Source organism: Luteimonas campi, assembly GCF_051162505.1.
In the GTDB taxonomy this organism is placed as follows: domain Bacteria; phylum Pseudomonadota; class Gammaproteobacteria; order Xanthomonadales; family Xanthomonadaceae; genus Luteimonas.
Window position 1 is genome coordinate 375,956 of sequence record NZ_JBNWEM010000003.1, and the last position, 19,688, is coordinate 395,643.

The window sequence follows — 19,688 nt, forward strand, 5'->3', positions numbered from 1 at the left end:
GGGGCGCAACCGCGCTCTGGCGCGTCGGCCGCGGCACGGACGTGCGCCGGCCCCCGCCGGCGCCCGGCGGCACCGGGCGGTCCCGACCCGTGCCCCGGTGGATGGCAACTGCCGCCGGCATCGGATAGAATTCGCCTCCCGCCGCGATGGCGGGCCTTCCATCCGCCAGACGGATGGGGGCGCACCGGGCCCGGCCCGGTCGCGTACGGTTCCTCGGGCGGTTAGCTCAGCGGTAGAGCACTACCTTGACATGGTAGGGGTCACAGGTTCGAACCCTGTACCGCCCACCACGCGATGCGTGGATTCTTCTGTTCTTGTGCGGTCGCAGGGTCTCCCCCTGCGCAGGACCGGCTTCGCCCCGGCCGTATCCTTCGTCTCCGCCCGCCCGTTCCGGTGGAGATGTCCTGCGGCTTCGAGCACGGTCCCGCGGATGCGGTGCGCGTGGCGATGCGCATTCGCCAGGAAGCGGCACAGCCCGGGAGGCCACTGGTTCCGGGGCCTGGCCGTGCCTGGAGGCCGGCGCGGCAACGCGGCCGGCATCGACGCCACGCGTGCGGCCGCACAGAGAAAACCCCTGCCGGGGGAGGGCCGGCAGGGGTCGGAACTGCGCAAGGGCGCTGCGCGGATCAGAACCTGTAGTTGAGTCCCAGCAGGTAGGTGCGGCCCCATTCGATGTGCTCGAGCGGGCGGTCGCGGGTGCCGGCGTAGGTGCGGTAAGCCTCGTCCGTGATGTTGCTGGCCTGGAACAGCACGCTCAGCCCGCCCAGCCCGGTGTGATCGCCGAACGCATAGCTCACCTGCACGTCGGTGATGCTTTCGCCCACCACGTAGCGCAGCGTGCGGTCGCCGTCGAAGTTGCCGATCTCGCCAATGAAGTCCGAACGCCTGCGCTGGCTGATGCGTGCCTCGAAGCCGTTGCGCTCGTAGTAGGCGGTGAGGTTGTACACGCGCTCGGACAGGCCGGGCAGCATCACGTTCTGGCTGCCGACGCTGCTCTGCGCATTGGGCGGCGGCGGGATGGTGATGTCGCTGTCGTTGAAGCTCGCGCTGGCCACCACGCCGAAGCCGCTCAGCGCGCTGGAAAACAGGTCCAGCGGCAACGACGCGGTCAGCTCCAGCCCGCGCAGCGAGCCGCCCTCGCCGTTGTAGGGGGCGGTGAAGCGTCCGGTGGACAGCGTCGGCGGCTCGTTCGGCCCCGGCACGTAATCGACCAGCAGGTCGCTGAAGTCGAAGCCATCGCGCGCCTCGGTGTAGATGTAGGTGCGCAGGTCCTTGTAATAGAACGCGGCCGAGACGTAGGCGCGCTGACCGAAGTACTTCTCGTACGACAGGTCGAAGGCGTAGGCGCGCCAGGGATCGAGCTCGGGATTGCCGCCCGAGCCGCCGGGTTCGCCGGTGGCCGTGTTGACGCCGAACTCGAGCGAAGCGCGCAGCTCGTCGACGCGCGGACGCGCGACCTGTTCCGCCAGCGCCATGCGCAGGGTCTGGTCCTCGGTCAGCGAGAACGCGAGGTTCAGGCTGGGCAGCACATCGGTGTATTCCTTGCCGCGGGTGATCGGCTGCACGTTCTGCCCTTCGGGCCGCGTGGTGTCCCAGTAGCGCGACGTCGACGACTGGTCGACCCGCTGGACCTGCACGCCGAAGTTGCCGCGCACCGGCACGCTGCCCCACTGCGTGTCGATGTTGGCGCGCGCGTAGGCGGTGGAGATCTCCTCGTCGACCCGCCAGGCCTTCGGAATCAGATAGGACAGGTCGTCGACCGGAATGAAGCTCATGTAGCGCGCGACCGCCGCCGGGACGTTCCACGAGGGGATCATGCCCACGCCGGCGAAGCCCAGGTCGACCAGGCCGTACTGCAGGTCGGGCCCGATCGCGGTGTCGCCCTGCGCGCCGAGGTTGATGTTGCCCTCGGGCTGCCACTTGCTCTTCTGGCGGTCGGCATAGTTCACGCCCACATCGAAGTCCGCCAGCCAGCTTGCGGCGGCGGGCGCGGGCAGCGAGGCGTCCAGCCGGAAGGCGCGCAGCTCATCCTCGACGCGCGGGGTCTTGCCGTAGCCGGAGCCGTAGATCGTGTTGGTCAGGTACAGCGAGGACGGATCGGAGTAGTCGCGCGCCGGGTCCAGCTGCGAGAAACCGTTGCTGCGGTAATCCAGTGTCACCGAATCGAGCTGGGGAGAGGGCAGGAGCTGCGTGTTGTTCTCCAGGTTGATCTCGTCGCGCTCGGTCTTGGAATAGCTGACGTCGGCCACCAGCTCGACGCTGCCGGCGGTGAATTCGTTGTTCCAGCCGAAGGCGCTGATCTCGTCCTCGCGGTAGTTGTACATGCCGCGGACCAGCGGATAGACGTTGCCCGCCACGCCTCCGGTGAACGTGCCGTCGCCGTTGATCACGGGGCTGGTGACGTCGAGGCGGACATCGCCGTTGGTGCCGTTGTAGTCGCCGATGTGCACCTCGAACTGGTTGGCCGTGCTGACCTGCTGCGCCTTGGAATGGAACAGGTCCAGCGTGCTCGTCCAGGCGTTGGAGGGCCGGAACTGCAGGGTCATCATCAGCCCGTCGCGCTCGGTGTTGCCGGTACGACGCAGCGCCTTGATGCCGTCGGAATAGAACGTGCCCTCCGGCACGCCGGGGCGCCAGCCGTCTCCGACCTGCTGCCACGGCTCGTACAGGCCCACCTGGTTCTCCTGGATCGGCGTATCGGAGTGCGAGAAGCCGATCGCGAAGCCGAAGCGCCGGTCGTCCGAGCGGGTGATGTAGCTCGCATTGATCCGCTCGCCGTACCCCGAGGCATCCGCGGCCGATCCCAGCGAGTTGTGCAGGCCGCGCACGCTGATCACGCCGACGGGTTCGTCGAAGCTGAGCGGGCGCACGGTCTGCATGTTGAGCGTGCCGGTCAGGCCCTGGCCCACGAGCCCGGCATCCGGCGTCTTGTAGACCGTCACGCCATTGATCAGTTCGGACGGGTACTGGTCGAACTCGACGCTGCGGTTGTCGCCGGTGCTGACCATCTCGCGGCCGTTGAGCAGCGTGGTGGAGAAGTCGGGCGACAGCCCGCGCACGCTGATGACCTGGGCGCGGCCGGCGACACGCTGCGCCGACAGGCCGGGCAGGCGCGCAAGCGACTCCGCGATGCTGACGTCGGGAAGCTTGCCGATGTCCTCCGCCGAGATCGCCTCGACGATCGAAGTCGAGTCGCGCTTGACCGAGATGGCGCTCTCGATGCCGCGACGGATGCCGGTGACCACGATGGTATCGAGCTCGGCCGTGTCCGACTGCGGCACCGGCGTGGCGTCCTGCTCCTGTGCGGTCTGCGCCTGCGCGGCGTTGGCGGCCATCGTGATGGCGGCGGCGAGCGCGAGGCTCAGCAGGTTGCGTTCTTGATTCAACATGTCCCCTCCCGAAGGATCAGTTGTCGGTCAGTAAAGGCGTTTGGCGTTGCTTCGCACGCCCGGTGTCGCTGCTTTCTTCACTGGAGCAATCTTAGGCGCGGTGCCGATGGGCGGCGCTGCGCTGCATACGTATTCATTGCGGGCTGCCGAGCGCGTCCGCGTCGTCGCGCAGTGCGCCATACCAGACTCCGTACGCGGGCAGGCTTAGAGCGTGGCTCGCCACCATCTCGGCGCCCTGGAAGCCATGGCCGTCGATCGCGCTCATCCCGGACGCGAATGCAGGCAAGGGCATCGTCCCGGCCGCGGCCGACAGGTTGAACACGACCAGCATCCGATGTCCGGCGATGCTGCGGACGAAGGCCAGGAATGGCTCTTCCGTTTCCACGAAGCGGATGTCGCCATGGCGAAGCGCAACCTGCCCGTTGCGCCATCGCAGGAACCGTCGCGTCGCGTTGAGCGTGGAGTGCGGATCCTGGTCCTGCTGCTGCACGCTCAATTCCAGGTGCGCCTGCGGGATCGGCAGCCAGGGATCGCGACTGGTGAAGCCGCCGAGCGCATCCCCGGTCCACGGCAGCGGCGTGCGGCATCCGTCGCGGCCCTTGAAGTTGGGCCAGAACGCGACCCCGTAAGGATCCTGCAGGGCCTCGAACGGAACGTCCGCCTCGGGCAAGCCCAGCTCCTCGCCCTGGTACAGGCAGACGGATCCGCGCAGGGAGCACACCAGCGCCACCAGCATCCTGGCGAAGTCCGGGCCGGCGTCGGCGCCGCCCCAGCGGGTGACCGCACGCTGCACGTCGTGGTTGGAGACCGCCCAGCATGGCCAGCCCTCGGTCATCGCAGATTCCAGGCGTTCGACCGTGCCGCGGATGTAGCCCGCGCTGAAGTCGTCGGTCAGCAGCTCGAAGCTGTAGCCCATGTGCAGCCGCCGCGGATTGACGTACTCGGCGGTGGTGGCGAGCGAGTCCTCGGACGAGATCTCGCCCAGCGTGGTCGCGCCCGGATAGCGGTCGAGCAGGGCGCGCAGCGATTCGAGGAAGGGCAGGTTTTCCGGCTGCGTGTTGTTGTGCCAGTGGTACTGGTAGGCGTAGGGGTTGTCGGCGCTGAAGCCGCGGCCGGTGCGCAGGTGCGCGGGCTTGGGCGGGTTGTCGCGCAGCTGCCGGTCGTGGAAGCAGAAGTTGATCGCGTCCAGGCGCAGGCCGTCGACGCCGCGGTCGAGCCAGAACTTCACGTTGTCCAGCGTCGCGGCCTGCACGTCCGGGTTGTGGAAGTTCAGGTCCGGCTGGGCGGCGAGGAAGTTGTGCAGGTAGTACTGCTCGCGGCGCGGTTCCCAACGCCAGGCGATCCCGCCGAACAGCGACATCCAGTTGTTCGGCGGGGTGCCGTCCTCGCGCGGATCGGCCCACACGTACCAGTCGGCCTTGGCGTTGTCGCGATCCATGCGGCTTTCGCGGAACCACGCATGCTGGTCGGAGGTGTGGCTGAGCACCTGGTCGATCACCACGCGGATGCCCAAGCCGTGGGCCTTCGCCAGCAGCCGGTCGAAATCCTCGAGCGTGCCGAAGAGCGGATCGACGTCCCGGTAGTCGGCGATGTCGTAGCCGAAGTCGGCCATCGGCGATCTGAAGAACGGGGAGATCCAGATCGCGTCCACGCCCAGCGAGGCGATGTAATCGAGCCCTTCGACGATGCCGGGCAGGTCGCCGACGCCGTCACCACCGGTGTCCTTGAAGCTGCGTGGGTACACCTGGTAGATCACCGCGCCGCGCCACCACTCAGTTGCTGCCACGTGCTTCTCCACGCGCGACTCCGACCTGCTCTGGACGGTCGGCACTATTCCACAACGCCTGCGCCGGAACGCCCGTTGCCGGATGCAAACGCGTATGAATACGTATGCATGCGATATGCGCAGGGGCGGCGCTGTGCAGCCGGTGGCGATCGCGAAAGCGCTTGAATCAAGGGCTTTCCTCAGCTTTCGGTGCGCGCCGGCCAGGTTGCGATCGTGGCCGTCGGGGCAGGGACAGACGCGCGCAAAGCAGTGACAATGCGGACGGCGCACACGGGTGAGGGGCCGCATGGCGAGCAAGCCGCAACTGTCGTTCTGGCAGATTTGGAACATGTGCTTCGGATTCCTGGGAATCCAGTTCGGGTTCGCGCTGCAGAACGCGAACGTCAGCCGCATCTTCCAGACCCTCGGCGCGGACATGGAGCAGGTGCCCGGCTTGTGGATCGCCGCGCCGCTGACCGGCCTGCTGGTGCAGCCGGTGATCGGCTACTTCTCCGACCGGACCTGGACCCGGCTCGGCCGGCGCCGGCCCTACTTCCTGTGGGGCGCGATCTTCTCGACGCTCGCGCTGTTCGTCATGCCCAACTCGCCGCAGCTGTGGATCGCCGCGGGCATGCTGTGGATCCTCGACGCCTCGCTCAACGTGTCGATGGAGCCGTTCCGCGCCTTCGTCGGCGACCAGCTGTCGCCCCGGCAGCGGCCCACCGGCTACGCGATGCAGGGCTTCTTCATCGGCGTCGGTTCGGTGGTGGCGAGCCTGCTGCCGTGGCTGCTGGCGAAGTGGGGCGTGGCCAATACGGCGGCGCCGGGCGAGGTGCCCGACACTGTCCGCTACGCCTTCTACGCAGGCGGCGCGGTCCTGCTGCTGGCGATCCTGTGGACCATCCTGCGGACCCGCGAGTATCCGCCCGAGGTGCTGGCGTCGTTCGATGACGCCGAGCCGGAAGGCGGCCGCCTCGCGGGCGCGGCGCAGCCGCCATCGGCGGCCGGCGGCGTGCCCTGGCTGCTGGCCGGCGCGACCGGCGTGGTCGCGGTCTCGTGGCTCGGCTGGGACCGGCTGCTGTACGTGCTCGCGGCGCTGCCGCTGGCCTACGGCTTGCTGCGGCTGCTGGCGCCCCGGATGCGCACGGAAACGCTGCTGCCCGCACTGGTCGCCGACCTGCATGCCATGCCGGGCACGATGCGACAGCTGGCCCTGGTGCAGTTCTTTTCCTGGTTCGGCCTGTTCTGCATGTGGATCTACACGACCGCCGCGGTCACCCGGCACCACTACGCCACCACCGACACCGCATCCGCGGCCTGGAACGAGGGCGCCAACTGGGTGGGCGTGCTGTTCGCCGCCTACAACGGTTTCGCAGCGCTCGCGGCGATCGCGATCCCGTGGCTGGCGCGGCGCGTCGGCCTGCGCGGCAGCCACCTGCTCAACCTCTGGCTGGGCGGGCTGGGCCTGCTGTCGATCGCGCTGGTGCGCGACCCGCAGTGGCTGCTGCTGTCGATGGTGGGCGTGGGGTTCGCCTGGGCATCGATCCTGTCGCTACCCTACGCGATGCTGTCCGACAGCCTGCCTGCCGCGAAGATGGGCGTCTACATGGGCATCTTCAATTTCTTCATCGTGATCCCGCAGCTCGTTGCGGTCAGCACGCTCGGGGTCCTGCTGTCCAGGCTGTTCGATGGCGATCCGCTGCGCGTGCTCATGCTCGGCGGCGCCTGCCTGTTCATTGCCGGGCTGTGCACGCTGCGCGTACGCCTGCCCCTGTCCCAGGTCGCGCCGCGCGACACCACCGGAGTCGCCTGACGATGCGCCTGATTCCCCTCCTGCTCGCCGCCGCGTGCCTCGCCGCCTGCGCCGGAACGCGACCCGAACCCGCTGCCGATGCGCGCCCGGCCGCATCGACTGCCGCTGCGCAGGAGTTCCACGGCACCCTCGAGCCGTTCGCCAGTCACGCGGTGTACTTCGTGCTCACCGACCGCTTCGTCAATGGCGATCCGGACAACGACCATCGCGACCAGGGCGGCGCGAACCGCAGCTTCGACATACCCCTGCCGGCCTGTGACGGCGTCGCCGGAAACATCGGCTACCTGGGCGGCGACTTCAAGGGCCTGGCCGACAACCTCGACTACATCCACGGCATGGGCTTCGGCGCGGTGTGGATCACCCCCATCGTCGACAACCCCGACGAGGCCTTCACCGGCGGCACCCAGCCGGGCTGCGACAGCATCCTCAGCGATCGCGGCAAGGCCGGCTACCACGGCTACTGGGGGGTCAACTTCCACCGCGTCGACGAACACCTGCCCAGTCCTGGCATGGGCTTCCCCGAACTGGCGGGCGCGATGCATGCGCGCGGCATGAAGCTGGTTCTGGACATCGTCGGCAACCACGGGTCGCCGGCATGGTCGATGCCGCAGGACCAGCCGATGTTCGGGCGCGTCTACGACCGCGATGGCCGCCTGGTTGCCGATCATGGCAACCTGCCGCCGCAGCAGCTCGATCCGGCCGGCAACCCGCTGCACGCCTTCTACAGCAAGGTCGGGCCGGTCGACGCGAAGGACGGCTCGATCTACGACGGCAACCTGGCCCAGCTGTCGGATTTCGACCCGGCCAATCCGCAGGTTCTGGATCACCTCGCCTCTGCCTACGAGCAGTGGATCGACCAGGGCGCAGACGCGTTCCGCATCGACACCATCGCCTGGATGCCGGGCGGCTTCTGGCAGCAGTTCAGCGAACGCATCCGGCGCAAGCGCCCGGACTTCTTCATGTTCGGCGAGGCCTTCGATTACGAAGCCAAGAACATCGCGGTCCATACGCACAAGGGCCACGGCGAGGTCAGCGTGCTCGACTTCCCGATGAAGCAGGCGATGGACGAGGTGTTCGGCCGCAAGGGCGCGGGCTACGAGCGACTGGCGCCGGCGCTGCACCTGCGCGACGGCCCCTATGCCAATCCCTACGACCTCGCCACCTTCTATGACAACCACGACATGCCGCGCATGGACGCCAGCGACACGGGTTTCATCGACGCGCACAACTGGCTGTTCACTGCGCGCGGCATCCCGGTGCTGTACTACGGTTCGGAAACCGGGTTCATGCGGGGTCGTGCCGAGCACGCCGGCAATCGCAATTACTACGGCCAGGCGCGGATCGATGCCGCCGCGCAGAGTCCGATCTTCGGGCCGCTGCAGCGCATCGCCCGCCTGCGTCGGGAGTCGCCCGCGCTGCAGCGCGGTCTGCAGCTCAACCTGAAGCTGGAAGGGGACCAGGCCGCGTTCTATCGCGTCTACCAGCGCAGCGGCGTTGCGCAGACCGCCCTGGTGCTGCTCAACAAGGGCGATGCGGCGGCGCGCGTTACCGTGGACGGGCCGGTGCAGCGCGGCACCTGGCGCGACGGCGTCGACGGCGCGACGGTCGAACTCGGCGATCGCATCGACCTCGAAGTGCCTGCGCATGGCGTGCGCGTGCTGTTGCGCGACGTGCCGGTGGACGATCCGGCCCTGCTGCAGGCGCTGACGCAGGCGATGACGCCTCCGCTTCCAGGGGCGCCGCGCGCGGCAGGTGAAGGCTGAAGGCCGGCGCGAGCAACGCGGATCCGCGGGCGCGTCCTTGCCCGCATGCAGGCGGTCCGCACCGCCTGCCGGGCGGCGGCCCTAACCGGCCGGCAGTTCGCTGCTGGAACGGCGCACCACCAGCGTCGCCGGCAGGCGCTCGCTTTCGGCGGGCGCGCCTTCGACCAGGGCGACCAGCCTGTCCACGAGGAGCTCGCCGGCCAGGATGGTGTTCTGGTTGATCGTGGTCAGCGCCGGGGTCGCGATGCGCGCGGCGGGAATGTCGTCGAAGCCCACCACGGCCACATCCTCCGGGATGCGTAGCCCGTGGTCGGCCAGCGCATGCATGGCGCCGATGGCGATCAGGTCGCTGGCCGCGAACACCGCGTCGAACGGCAGTCCGCGGGCCAGCAGAGCCTGCGCCGCCGCGTGGCCCGAATCCTCCGAACTCTCCGCGTCCACCTGCAGGGCCCGGTCCAGGCCGGGTCCGGTTTCGCGCAGGGCCGCGTCGCAGCCTTCGTAGCGTTCCAGGAATTCGGGATAGTGGGTGGAGGCATCGCCCAGGAACGCGACCCGCCGGCGCCCGATGGCGGCCAGGTGCGCGCCGGCCTGGCGGCCGCCGCCGATGTTGTCGCAGCCGATCGACAGGCCGGGCTGTCCCGGCAGCACCGCGCCCCAGCGCACGAACGGCGTGCCCTGCGACATCAGCGTGGCCAGCTTGCCCTGGTAGGCGAGGTAGTCGCCGTAGCCCAGCAGGATCAGGCCGTCGGCCTTGTGGCTGTCGCCGTAATCGGCATGCCAGTCGTTGGACAGCTGCTGGAACGAGATCAGCAGGTCCTTGCCGCGACGCGCGCAGGCGCGCGTGATCGAGCCCAGCATCGGCAGGAAGAAGGGGTTGATGTGCGACTCGTCCGAGGTCGGATCCTCGAACAGCAGCAGCGCCAGCGTGCCCGACTGCTGCGCACGCAGGTTGGAGGCGTTCTTGTCGACCTTGTAGTTGAGCTGCTCGGCGATCGCCAGGATCCGCCGCCGGGTCTCCTCGTTGACCATCGGGCTGCCGCGCAGCGCGCGCGAGACGGTGGGCTGGGACACGCCCGCCAGGTGCGCGATGTCGAGCGAGGTGGCTTTTCCCCGGATGTTCATGCGGGCCGCTGCGGAGGGCTGGCGGCATGATGCCACCGACCGCGCAAGTCAGGCGGTGCAGCGCAACAATCGCCGATCCGGGGTAGAATCGCGGGAGATCCGCCACGAGGTGGCCCGCGGAAACGCCGGCCGAGCGTGCGACATGCGCACTACCACCGTCCGACGCTGAGAACGACCGAGGCACTCCGCAGGGCGCCCTCGTGGCGCTTTTTTTTTGGGGCCGCTTGGCGGCCGCACGGTTCGGGATTGGGAATTTGGGATTCGTAAAGAGCCCGGTCGCCGTTCCGAATCCCCAATCCCCACTTCCGAATCCCATCGCTGGCCCATGATCACCATCACCCTCCCAGACGGCAGCCGCCGCGAGTTCGAACACCCCGTCACCGTCATGGACGTGGCCCAGTCGATCGGCCCCGGCCTGGCCAAGGCCACCGTGGCCGGCAAGGTCGATGGTCGCCAGGTGGACGCGAGCGACCTCATCGAGCACGACGCGACGCTGCAGATCCTGACGCCGAAGGATGCCGAAGGCGTCGAGATCATCCGCCATTCGGCCGCGCACCTGGTCGGGCATGCGGTGAAGCAGCTGTACCCGGATGCGAAGATGGTGATCGGGCCGGTGATCGAGGACGGCTTCTACTACGACATCCACTCCGAGCGCCCGTTCACCCCGGACGACATGGCCGCGATCGAGGCGCGCATGCGCGAACTGATCGCGCAGGAGTACGACGTCATCAAGAAGATGACGCCGCGCGCCGAGGTCGTCGAACTGTTCAAGGCACGCGGCGAGGACTACAAGCTGCGCCTGATCGAGGACATGGGCCCCGAGATCACCGCGATGGGCCTGTACCACCACCAGGAATACGTGGACATGTGCCGCGGCCCGCACGTGCCCAATACGCGCTTCCTCAAGGCGTTCAAGCTCACCCGCATCTCCGGCGCGTACTGGCGCGGCGATTCTAAGAACGAGCAGCTGCAGCGCATCTACGGCACCGCCTGGGCCGACGAGAAGCAGCTCAAGGCCTACATCCAGCGCATCGAGGAGGCCGAGAAGCGCGATCATCGCCGCATCGGCAAGGCGCAGGACCTGTTCCACCTGCAGGAGGAGGCGCCCGGCCTGGTGTTCTGGCATCCCAAGGGCTGGGCGGTGTGGCAGGTCGTGGAGCAGTACATGCGCCGCGTCTATCGCGAGACAGGCTATGGCGAAGTGCGCTGCCCGCAGATCCTGGACGTGGAGCTGTGGAAGAAGTCGGGCCACTGGGACAACTACCAGGACAACATGTTCTTCACCGAATCGGAGAAGCGCACCTACGCGCTGAAGCCGATGAACTGCCCGGGCCACGTGCAGGTCTTCAACCAGGGCCTGCACAGCTATCGCGACCTGCCGATCCGCTACGGCGAATTCGGCGCCTGCCATCGCAACGAGCCCTCCGGCGCGCTGCACGGCATCCTGCGCGTGCGCGGCTTCACCCAGGACGACGGCCACGTGTTCTGCACCGCCGCGCAGGTCGAGGACGAGGTGCGCGCGTTCCACGAGCAGGCGCTGCGGGTGTACGCCGACTTCGGCTTCGAGGACATCCAGATCAAGATCGCGCTGCGGCCCGAACCGCGCCTGGGCGACGACGCGACCTGGGACACGGCCGAGGATGCGCTGCGCAACGCCCTGCGCGCCTCGGGCGTGGAGTGGCAGGAGCTTCCTGGCGAGGGCGCGTTCTATGGCCCGAAGATCGAATACCACCTCAAGGACGCCATCGGCCGCACCTGGCAGCTGGGTACCATGCAGGTCGATTTCATGATGCCGGGCCGGCTGGGCGCCGAGTACGTGGATGAACAGAGCCAGCGTCGTACCCCGGTGATGCTGCACCGGGCCATCGTCGGCTCGATGGAGCGCTTCATCGGGATCCTGATCGAGCACCATGCCGGTGCGTTCCCGGCCTGGCTGGCGCCGGTCCAGGCGGTGGTGATGAATATCACCGATGCCCAGGCGGACGCGGCTGCGGACGTTGCCAAGGCCTTGAATTCGAAGGGATTCCGGGTCGAGGCGGACCTGCGCAACGAGAAGGTCGGCTACAAGATCCGCGAGCACACGCTGCAGCGGGTGCCCTACCTGCTGGTGGTCGGCGACCGTGAGAAGGAGGCCGGCGCGGTCGCCGTGCGGACCCGCACGGGCGAGGACCTGGGCAGCATGCCGGTCGAGGCGTTCGCCGCGCGCCTGTCGGAAACCCGGGGCTGACGGTTGTAACGCGGCCCGAATCCGTTAAAAATCCGTACCCAGACCCCGGCCTGCGGCCAGAACCCGCTCGCCACCCCTATCCGGAGACGCAGTATTAGCACCCAGGACAAGCAGAATCGCCGTAACAACGAGATCCGCGTACCGCGCGTACGCGTGATCGGTTCCGACGGAGAGATGGTCGGCGTGTTGTCGCGCGACGAAGCATTGCAGAAGGCCCAGGACGAGGGCCTCGATCTGGTGGAGATCCAGCCCAACGCGGATCCGCCGGTCTGCAAGATCATGGACTTCGGCAAGTTCAAGTTCGATCTGCAGAAGAAGGCCAACGAGGCCAAGAAGAAGTCCAAGCAGGTCGAGATCAAGGAAGTGAAGTTCCGCCCCGTCACCGACGAGGGCGACTACAAGATCAAGCTGCGCAAGATGCGCGAGTTCCTCGAGGACGGCGACAAGATCAAGGTCAACATCCGCTTCCGCGGCCGCGAGATGAGCCACCAGGAGCTCGGACGCGAGATGGCGGCGCGGATCGAGGCCGACCTGGGCGAGGACATCGTCATCGAGTCGCGCCCGCGCCTGGAAGGGCGGCAGATGGTGATGATGATCGCCCCGAAGAAGAAGTGATCCTGCCGCGAGCCGGTGCCGTTTCGGGCATCCGGCCGGAAGCATCCTGAGACGAGCGCGCCGCGAGGCGCGCTCTGTCTTTGGGCCGCCGCCGCTCCAGCCGACCGCCGGCGATCGCGCGGCCGATCCGGGTTCTGGGCAGGGCCGTGGAGCATGCCGCGGGCGCGCTGGGCGGTGGACTGCCGGGGCCCGCTTCCATCCCTGCGGGCGCGCCAGCCCCAGCGTGGGCGTCGACGGCCCTGCAATTGCGCTGCACCGCACCAGCGGGCATAATGGCCGGCCCGGTTCGTCCGGGAGCTTCACGCAATACCTTGGACCCGCCCTGTTTCGCTCCCGAATCAGCGGCTTATCACCGGCCAGGCAGGAAGGAAAGCGCGTTCCAGAGAACGGCTTCGCGGCGCAGCCGCCAAGCCCGACGCCAAGGACGCCGCCCAGGCCAGTACTCGAAACGACCCCAGGACCATCGCAATGTCCAAGATCAAGATCAAGACGCATCGGGGCGCGGCCAAGCGCTTCCGGAAGACCGCTTCCGGCAAGTACAAGGCGGGCCACGCCAACACCAGCCACATCCTCACCAAGAAGGCGACCAAGCGGAAGCGCAACCTGCGGCAGACGAACCATGTTCGTGCCGAGGACGCGGGCCGTCTGGACCGCATGCTTCCGTATCTCTGAGGAGGGCTGAACAATGGCAAGAGTCAAGCGTGGTGTGCAGGCGCGTCGTCGCCACAAGAAGGTCATCGGCCGTGCCAAGGGCTATTACAACGCCCGCCGCAAGGTCTTCCGCGTCGCAAAGCAGGCCGTCATCAAGGCCGGCCAGTACGCGTACATCGGCCGCAAGCAGAAGAAGCGCAATTTCCGCTCGCTGTGGATCACCCGCATCAATGCGGCGGCCCGTCTGAACGGCATGAGCTACAGCCGCTTCATGAACGGCCTGCTGAAGGCGGGCATCACCCTGGATCGCAAGGTGCTGGCGGACATCGCCGTGCACGACGCGGCCGGGTTTACCGCCCTGACCGAAAAGGCGAAGGGCGCGCTCGCGGCGTAATGCAGGTATCCCGCGATGCCCGCCGGCGCATGCGCTGGTGGCATCCGGGAAACAAGCTGGTACACGCATGGGGAAGGGCGCAAGTCCTTCCCCATTCGTTTTTCTGAGCCTTGTTCGGGACTTTTTCTTCTTGTGGGAGCGCCCTTGGGCGCGACGCTTCCCATCAGGCCCATCGCGCCCAAGGGCGCTCCCACAGGTGACTGGACTGCAGATGAGCGACATCGAATCACTGTCGAAGCAGGCGCTGGCCGATATCGACGCCGCGCCCAGCGCCGAGGCGCTCGAATCGCTGCGCGTAGCGTTGCTGGGCAAGAGCGGCAGCATCACCGCGCAGCTCAAGTCGCTGGGGGCGCTGCCCGCGGACCAGCGCAAGGCCGCAGGCGAGGCGATCAACCGGGTGCGCGACTCGGTGGGGCAGGCGCTGTCGGCGCGCAAGGCCGCGCTCGAGGACGCGGAGCTAGATGCGCGCCTGGCCGGCGAAACCATCGACGTGACCCTGCCGGGGCGCGACGGCGGCCGCGGCGGGATCCATCCGATCAGCCGGACCATGCAGCGCATGGCCGACATCTTCGCCCGCCTGGGCTACGACTTGGCCGACGGCCCGGAGATCGAGGACGACTGGCACAACTTCGAGGCGCTGAATTTTCCGCCGCACCATCCGGCGCGCGCCATGCACGACACCTTCTATTTCGGCGACGGCCGCCTGCTGCGCACCCATACCTCGGGCGTGCAGGTGCGCTACATGGGCGAGCACGCCCCGCCGCTGCGCATGATCGCGCTGGGCAAGGTCTACCGTTCCGACTCCGACCAGACCCATTCGCCGATGTTCCACCAGTGCGAGGGCCTGCTGGTGGATGAGCACTCCACCTTCGCCGACCTCAAGGGCACCCTCGCCGAGTTCGTGCGCGCGTTCTTCGAGCGCGATTTCGAGATGCGGTTCCGCCCCAGCTACTTCCCGTTCGTGGAACCGGGGGCCGAGGTCGACATCGCCTGGCAGCGCCCCGACGGCAGCACCCGCTGGCTGGAGGTGCTGGGCTGCGGCATGGTGCATCCGAACGTGCTGCGCGCGGTCGGGATCGACCCCGAGCGCTATACCGGATTCGCCTTCGGCATGGGCGTGGAGCGCCTGGCGATGCTGCGCTATGGCGTCGACGACCTGCGCGCGTTCTTCGACAACGACCTGCGTTTCCTCAAGCAGTTCGCCTGAGGACGGGAATGGGGAATCGGGAATCGAGAATGGGTGAGGCATCGACATTTCCGGTTCCGGTTCCCGTCTCGGCCTAGCAAGTCCTGCTGTTCCGAATCCCGAATCCCGAATCCCGATTCCCCGTTCCCGGCTCCGACCATGAAATTTTCCGAAAACTGGCTCCGCCAGCATGTGCCCACCTCGGCCTCGCGCGAGCGACTGGCCGAGGTGCTGACCGCGATCGGCCTGGAGGTGGAGGATGTCGCCGTGCTGGGCGAAGCGCTGGACGGCGTGGTGGTGGCGCGGATCGTGTCGGCCGAGCGGCATCCCGAAGCCGATCGCCTGCAGGTGTGCCAGGTCGATGCCGGCACCGGCGAGCCGCTGCAGATCGTGTGCGGCGCGCCCAATGCACGCGCCGGACTGATCGCGCCGCTGGCGACCATCGGCACGCGGGTCGGGGACCTCACGATCAAGGCCGCGAAGCTGCGCGGCGTCGAGTCGAACGGCATGCTGTGCTCGGCGAAGGAACTCGGTATCGACGCCGACGCATCCGGCCTGCTGGAGCTGCCGGGCGATGCGCCGGTCGGCGCGCCGCTGGCCGGATACCTCGGCCTGCCCGACGCCAGCATCGAGATCAAGCTCACGCCGAACCGCGCCGACTGCTTCAGCCTGCGCGGCATCGCGTTCGACGTGGCCGCGGCGACCGGCAGCGAAGTCGCCGCGTTCGATGCGCAACCCGTGCCGGCCGCGGCCGAGGCCGCGCTGCCGGTCGAGCTCGACGCCGGTGAGGACGCGCCGCGCTACCTGGGCCGCGTGATCGAAGGCGTCGATGCCGGCGCCCCGACGCCGCTGTGGATGGCCGAGCGCCTGCGCCGCAGCGGCATCCGCCCGGTCAGCCTTCTGGTGGACGTCACCCAGTACGTCATGCTCGAGCTGGGCCAGCCGATGCATGCCTTCGATCGCGACCTGCTGAAGGGCCCGGTCGGCGTGCGCCGCGCGCGCGCAGGCGAATCGCTCAAGCTGCTCGACGGACGCGACATCGCGCTCGACGAGGAGTTCCTGGCGATCACCGATGCCGGTCGCGTGGTCGCGCTGGCCGGCGTGATGGGCGGTCTCGACACCCGGGTCACCGAGTCCACGCGCAACGTGTTCCTCGAAGCGGCGCACTTCGCGCCGGCCGCCATCATCGGACGCAGCCGGCGGCTGGGCATGCATACCGATGCCGCGCACCGCTTCGAGCGCGGCGTGGATCCGCAGCTGCCGCGCGCCGCGATCGAACTGGCGACGCGGCTGGTCCTCGACATCGCCGGTGGACAGCCCGGCCCCGTGGTCGAGGCGGTACTCGAGGCCCATCTGCCACAGCCCCGGCCGATTGTCCTGCGCCGCGCGCGCCTGGCCCGCGTGCTGGGCCTGACCGTGGACGATGCCGAGGTCGCGCGGATCCTGCGCGCGCTGGGCATGGAGGTCTCGGTGACGGACGCGGGCTGGCGCGTGGTGCCGCCCAGCCGCCGCTTCGACATCGCGATCGAGGAGGACCTGATCGAGGAAGTGGCCCGCATCCACGGCTACGACGCGATTCCCGCCACGCTGCCGGGCGGCGCCGCGCGCATTGCCGTGCCCAGCGAAACCCGCGCGGGCGAGGACGAGCTGCGCGCACAGATGGTGGCGCGCGGCTATTTCGAAGCGGTGAACTTCGCCTTCGTCGACCAGGCCCTGCTCCGGGCCTGGCAGGCCGAAGAAGGTGGCGTGCCGCTCGCCAACCCGCTCAGCGCAGAGCTGGGCGTGATGCGCACCCGGCTGCTGCCCGGGCTGGTCGCCGCCGCGTCGCGCAACCTGGCGCGCCAGCAGGCGCGCGTGCGCCTGTTCGAGCTGGGCAAGGTATTCGCCCTGCGCGAGGGCGAAGCACCCGTCGAAACCCCGCGCATTGCCGCCGTGATCCAGGGCGATGCACAGGCGGAGCAGTGGGGCGCCGCGTCGCGCCCGGCCGACTTCCACGATCTCAAGGGCGACCTCGAGAGCCTGGCGGCCTGCACCGGCGCGCGCCTGGAGTACCGCTCCGCCAGCGATGCCTACGGGCATCCGGGGCGCAGCGCGGAAGTCGTGCGCGTGGACGGCGAGCAGCCCGTGCGCCTGGGCTGGATCGGCGAGCTGCATCCGCGGCTGCTGCGCGCGCTGGATGTGGAAGGCACCGTGCTTGCGTTCGAGCTGGACCTGGCGGCGCTGCGTGTCCGCGCCGTGCCGCGTGCGACCGGGCTGTCGCGCTTCCCGTCGGTGCGACGCGACCTGGCCTTCGTCGCGCCGGAGGGCGTGTCCTGGGCAGCGCTGGAAGCCACGATCCGACGCGCGGCCGGTCCGCTGCTGTCCGAACTGCGCCTGTTCGACCGTTATGTCGGAAAGGGGGTCGATCCAGGATTCAGAAGTCTCGCAACTGGCTTGATTCTCCAAGAAAATTCGCGCACTCTCACCGAGAGCGACGTGGATGTCGCGGTGGCTGCGGTCATCGCTGCGCTGCAGCAGGAGCATGGCGCCAGGATCAGAAGCTGAAGTGGCAGTAGGGGGAAGGCGTGGCGTTGACCAAGGCGGAAATGGCCGAGAAGCTGTACGAGGAAGTCGGGCTCAACAAGCGCGAGGCGAAGGAGTTCGTCGACGCGTTCTTCGGCGTCCTGCGTGAAGGACTGGAGCAGGGGCGGCAGGTGAAGCTGTCGGGCTTCGGGAATTTCGACCTGCGCCGCAAGAACGAGCGCCCGGGCCGCAATCCCAAGACCGGCGAGGAAATCCCGATCTCCGCCCGCACCGTGGTGACCTTCCGTCCGGGCCAGAAGCTCAAGGAACGCGTGGAAACCTATACCGGGCCGCGCGATGCTTGATCCCGGCAGCAACCGCGAACTCCCGCCGATCCCGGCCAAGCGCTACTTCACCATCGGCGAAGTCAGCGAGCTGTGCGACGTCAAGCCGCATGTGCTGCGCTACTGGGAAACCGAATTCCCGAGCCTCAAGCCGGTCAAGCGCCGCGGCAACCGTCGCTACTACCAGCGCCACGACGTCCTGATGGTGCGCCAGATCCGCGGCCTGCTGTACGAGCAGGGCTACACCATCGGCGGCGCTCGCCTGCGCCTGGAGGGCGAGGGCGCCAAGCAGGAATCGGCGATGAGCAGCCAGATCGTGCGCCAGGTGCGCATGGAGCTGGAAGAGATCCTGTCGCTGCTGAAGCGATAACGCCGTCCGGGCAGTTTCCCGCGCAGTTCAGGCGCGGGGCAGGCCCGCGAGCGGTCGAGTCGCGTATAATCGCCACCCAATCCGGGGTATAGCGCAGCCTGGTAGCGCACTTGTCTGGGGGACAAGTGGTCGTCGGTTCGAATCCGGCTACCCCGACCAATACACCGTCCGGCGACGTCCGGGCGGACGAGAACCCCCGGTGGCCCCGGGGGTTTTTCTTTGCGCGGCCCCTGCCGGCCGGCACGCGCCCGCAACCGCGTGGGCGCGTTGCTTCGATTGCCTGCCTACGCCGCGCCGCGCAGTGGACGTGGGCGTCCGGCCTGGGATCGTGGATCGCAACGCTGATGCAAGTCAGCCAGGGCCGAGGGCGGATGCTTGCGCGGCACTGCCGCGTCCGCCGCGAAACGTCCCCTGCGCCGCAAGGGCCTCCACCGGAACGACCGTCCACGGTCGCCTGCACGCGATCGACACATCCGAGAGCCCGCGCGGCGAGCGCATGCCGGACGGTTTTCGCCACATGGTCGCGACAGGCGCCCTGCTAGCGTCCTCGGCCCACGCCCCCCCACGGCGTTCGCACGGAGAAAGCGATGTTCACGCACAACAAGAGGCTGCAGTACACCGTCCGCGTATCTGAACCCAATCCCGCACTGGCCAACCTGCTGCTCGAGCAGTTCGGTGGCCCTCAGGGTGAGCTCGCCGCGGCGATGCGCTACTTCACCCAGGCACTGGCCGACGAGGACCCGGGCCGTCGCGACATGCTGCTGGACATCGCCACGGAGGAGCTGAGCCATCTCGAGGTCATCGGCTCCCTCGTCGGCATGCTGAACAAGGGCGCCAAGGGACGGCTGGCGGAAGCCGTGGAGGAAGAAGGGGAACTGTTCCGCTCCCTGCAGGGCAATGGCTGCAGTTCGCACGTCACCCAGGTGCTCTACGGCGGTGGTCCGGCCCTGATCAATTCCGGCGGCCAGCTGTGGAATGCCGGCTATATCGACAGTATCGGCGAGCCTACCGCCGACCTGCGTTCGAACATCGCCGCCGAAGCGCGCGCCAAGATCGTGTACGAGCGCCTGATCAATGTCACCGCCGATCCGGGCGTGAAGGACGCGCTGACCTTCCTGATGACGCGCGAGATGGCGCACCAGAAGTCCTTCGAGAAGGCGCTGTACTCCATCGAGCCGAACTTCCCGCCGGGCAAGCTGCCGGGCATGCCGCAGTTCCAGGAGATGTACGTCAATACCTCGCAGGGCGAGGGCGATATGCGGGGCCCCTGGAACAGCGACGAGAACTTCCGGTTCGTCAGCGATCCCGAAGAGTTCACCGCCGTGGATGGCGGCGATGGCGAGGCGACGGTGCTGCTGCCGGAGGCGGAGGCCAAGACGCTGGACGCGATGGCCACGCGGCTCGCGTCCACCGCCGATTTCAATCCGATCACCGGCATCGAACTGGGCAAGGCCGACGGCACGATGGCCCGCACCGTGCCGGTGAAGGAGGAGGCTGAAGCGCAGGATCCGGGCGCGGAGGAGTGATCCTGCGCGTCCTGGCCTAAC

General features: G+C 68.3%; 14 protein-coding genes and 2 tRNA genes. 13 read left to right on the forward strand and 3 right to left on the reverse strand.

Annotation, left to right across the window (positions count from 1 at the left end; translation table 11 throughout):
- The first annotated feature begins 215 nt into the window (after nucleotides 1-215).
- A tRNA-Val gene (locus ACQYVW_RS11650) sits at nucleotides 216-290 on the forward strand.
- Nucleotides 291-626: 336 nt separating this feature from the next.
- On the opposite strand, the gene ACQYVW_RS11655 is transcribed toward ACQYVW_RS11650, so the two are convergent.
- Both ACQYVW_RS11655 and ACQYVW_RS11660 read right to left on the reverse strand, forming a co-directional pair.
- Complete coding sequence (locus tag ACQYVW_RS11655) at nucleotides 627-3,389, reverse strand: TonB-dependent receptor (protein WP_434947097.1); 2,763 nt, start codon at nucleotides 3,387-3,389, stop codon at nucleotides 627-629.
- A gap of 133 nt (nucleotides 3,390-3,522) precedes the next feature.
- A complete protein-coding gene (locus ACQYVW_RS11660) occupies nucleotides 3,523-5,175 on the reverse strand; it encodes an alpha-glucosidase family protein (protein ID WP_434947217.1) in 1,653 nt (550 codons plus the stop codon).
- A gap of 286 nt (nucleotides 5,176-5,461) precedes the next feature.
- Between ACQYVW_RS11660 and ACQYVW_RS11665 the strand changes: the two genes are divergently transcribed.
- Nucleotides 5,462-6,967: an MFS transporter gene (locus ACQYVW_RS11665; protein WP_434947098.1), complete on the forward strand. Its 1,506-nt coding sequence runs from the start codon at nucleotides 5,462-5,464 to the stop codon at nucleotides 6,965-6,967.
- Nucleotides 6,968-6,969: 2 nt separating this feature from the next.
- The gene (locus ACQYVW_RS11670) at nucleotides 6,970-8,730 is read left to right on the forward strand and encodes an alpha-amylase family glycosyl hydrolase (RefSeq protein WP_434947099.1); all 1,761 of its coding nucleotides are present in this window, start codon (nucleotides 6,970-6,972) and stop codon (nucleotides 8,728-8,730) included.
- Between the two features lie 81 nt (nucleotides 8,731-8,811).
- On the opposite strand, the gene ACQYVW_RS11675 is transcribed toward ACQYVW_RS11670, so the two are convergent.
- Nucleotides 8,812-9,852 (reverse strand): LacI family DNA-binding transcriptional regulator, encoded by a 1,041-nt coding sequence (locus ACQYVW_RS11675; RefSeq protein WP_434947100.1) that lies wholly within the window; start codon nucleotides 9,850-9,852, stop codon nucleotides 8,812-8,814.
- Between the two features lie 325 nt (nucleotides 9,853-10,177).
- On the opposite strand from ACQYVW_RS11675, the gene thrS reads away from it, so the two are divergent.
- The 10 genes from thrS to ACQYVW_RS11725 all read left to right on the forward strand — a co-directional run bounded on the left by thrS (nucleotide 10,178) and on the right by ACQYVW_RS11725 (nucleotide 19,667).
- The gene (gene thrS / locus ACQYVW_RS11680) at nucleotides 10,178-12,079 is read left to right on the forward strand and encodes a threonine--tRNA ligase (protein ID WP_434947101.1); all 1,902 of its coding nucleotides are present in this window, start codon (nucleotides 10,178-10,180) and stop codon (nucleotides 12,077-12,079) included.
- Nucleotides 12,080-12,157: 78 nt separating this feature from the next.
- A complete protein-coding gene (gene infC / locus ACQYVW_RS11685) occupies nucleotides 12,158-12,694 on the forward strand; it encodes a translation initiation factor IF-3 (protein ID WP_434934266.1) in 537 nt (178 codons plus the stop codon).
- Nucleotides 12,695-13,162: 468 nt separating this feature from the next.
- Nucleotides 13,163-13,366 (forward strand): 50S ribosomal protein L35, encoded by a 204-nt coding sequence (gene rpmI / locus ACQYVW_RS11690; RefSeq protein ID WP_280942360.1) that lies wholly within the window; start codon nucleotides 13,163-13,165, stop codon nucleotides 13,364-13,366.
- Between the two features lie 13 nt (nucleotides 13,367-13,379).
- The gene (rplT, locus tag ACQYVW_RS11695; RefSeq protein WP_434934259.1) at nucleotides 13,380-13,739 is read left to right on the forward strand and encodes a 50S ribosomal protein L20; all 360 of its coding nucleotides are present in this window, start codon (nucleotides 13,380-13,382) and stop codon (nucleotides 13,737-13,739) included.
- Nucleotides 13,740-13,950: 211 nt separating this feature from the next.
- A complete protein-coding gene (gene pheS, locus ACQYVW_RS11700) occupies nucleotides 13,951-14,946 on the forward strand; it encodes a phenylalanine--tRNA ligase subunit alpha (protein ID WP_434934258.1) in 996 nt (331 codons plus the stop codon).
- 138 nt (nucleotides 14,947-15,084) lie between these two features.
- Nucleotides 15,085-17,469: a phenylalanine--tRNA ligase subunit beta gene (gene pheT, locus ACQYVW_RS11705; RefSeq protein WP_434947102.1), complete on the forward strand. Its 2,385-nt coding sequence runs from the start codon at nucleotides 15,085-15,087 to the stop codon at nucleotides 17,467-17,469.
- Between the two features lie 20 nt (nucleotides 17,470-17,489).
- The gene (locus ACQYVW_RS11710) at nucleotides 17,490-17,792 is read left to right on the forward strand and encodes an integration host factor subunit alpha (protein WP_280942356.1); all 303 of its coding nucleotides are present in this window, start codon (nucleotides 17,490-17,492) and stop codon (nucleotides 17,790-17,792) included.
- Nucleotides 17,785-18,141: a MerR family transcriptional regulator gene (locus tag ACQYVW_RS11715; protein WP_434934256.1), complete on the forward strand. Its 357-nt coding sequence runs from the start codon at nucleotides 17,785-17,787 to the stop codon at nucleotides 18,139-18,141. Before ACQYVW_RS11710 ends, ACQYVW_RS11715 begins: the two co-directional genes overlap by 8 nt.
- Before the next feature lie 82 nt (nucleotides 18,142-18,223).
- Nucleotides 18,224-18,300, forward strand: a tRNA-Pro gene (locus tag ACQYVW_RS11720).
- A gap of 428 nt (nucleotides 18,301-18,728) precedes the next feature.
- Nucleotides 18,729-19,667: a manganese catalase family protein gene (locus ACQYVW_RS11725; RefSeq protein ID WP_434947103.1), complete on the forward strand. Its 939-nt coding sequence runs from the start codon at nucleotides 18,729-18,731 to the stop codon at nucleotides 19,665-19,667.
- Nucleotides 19,668-19,688: the final 21 nt, after the last annotated feature.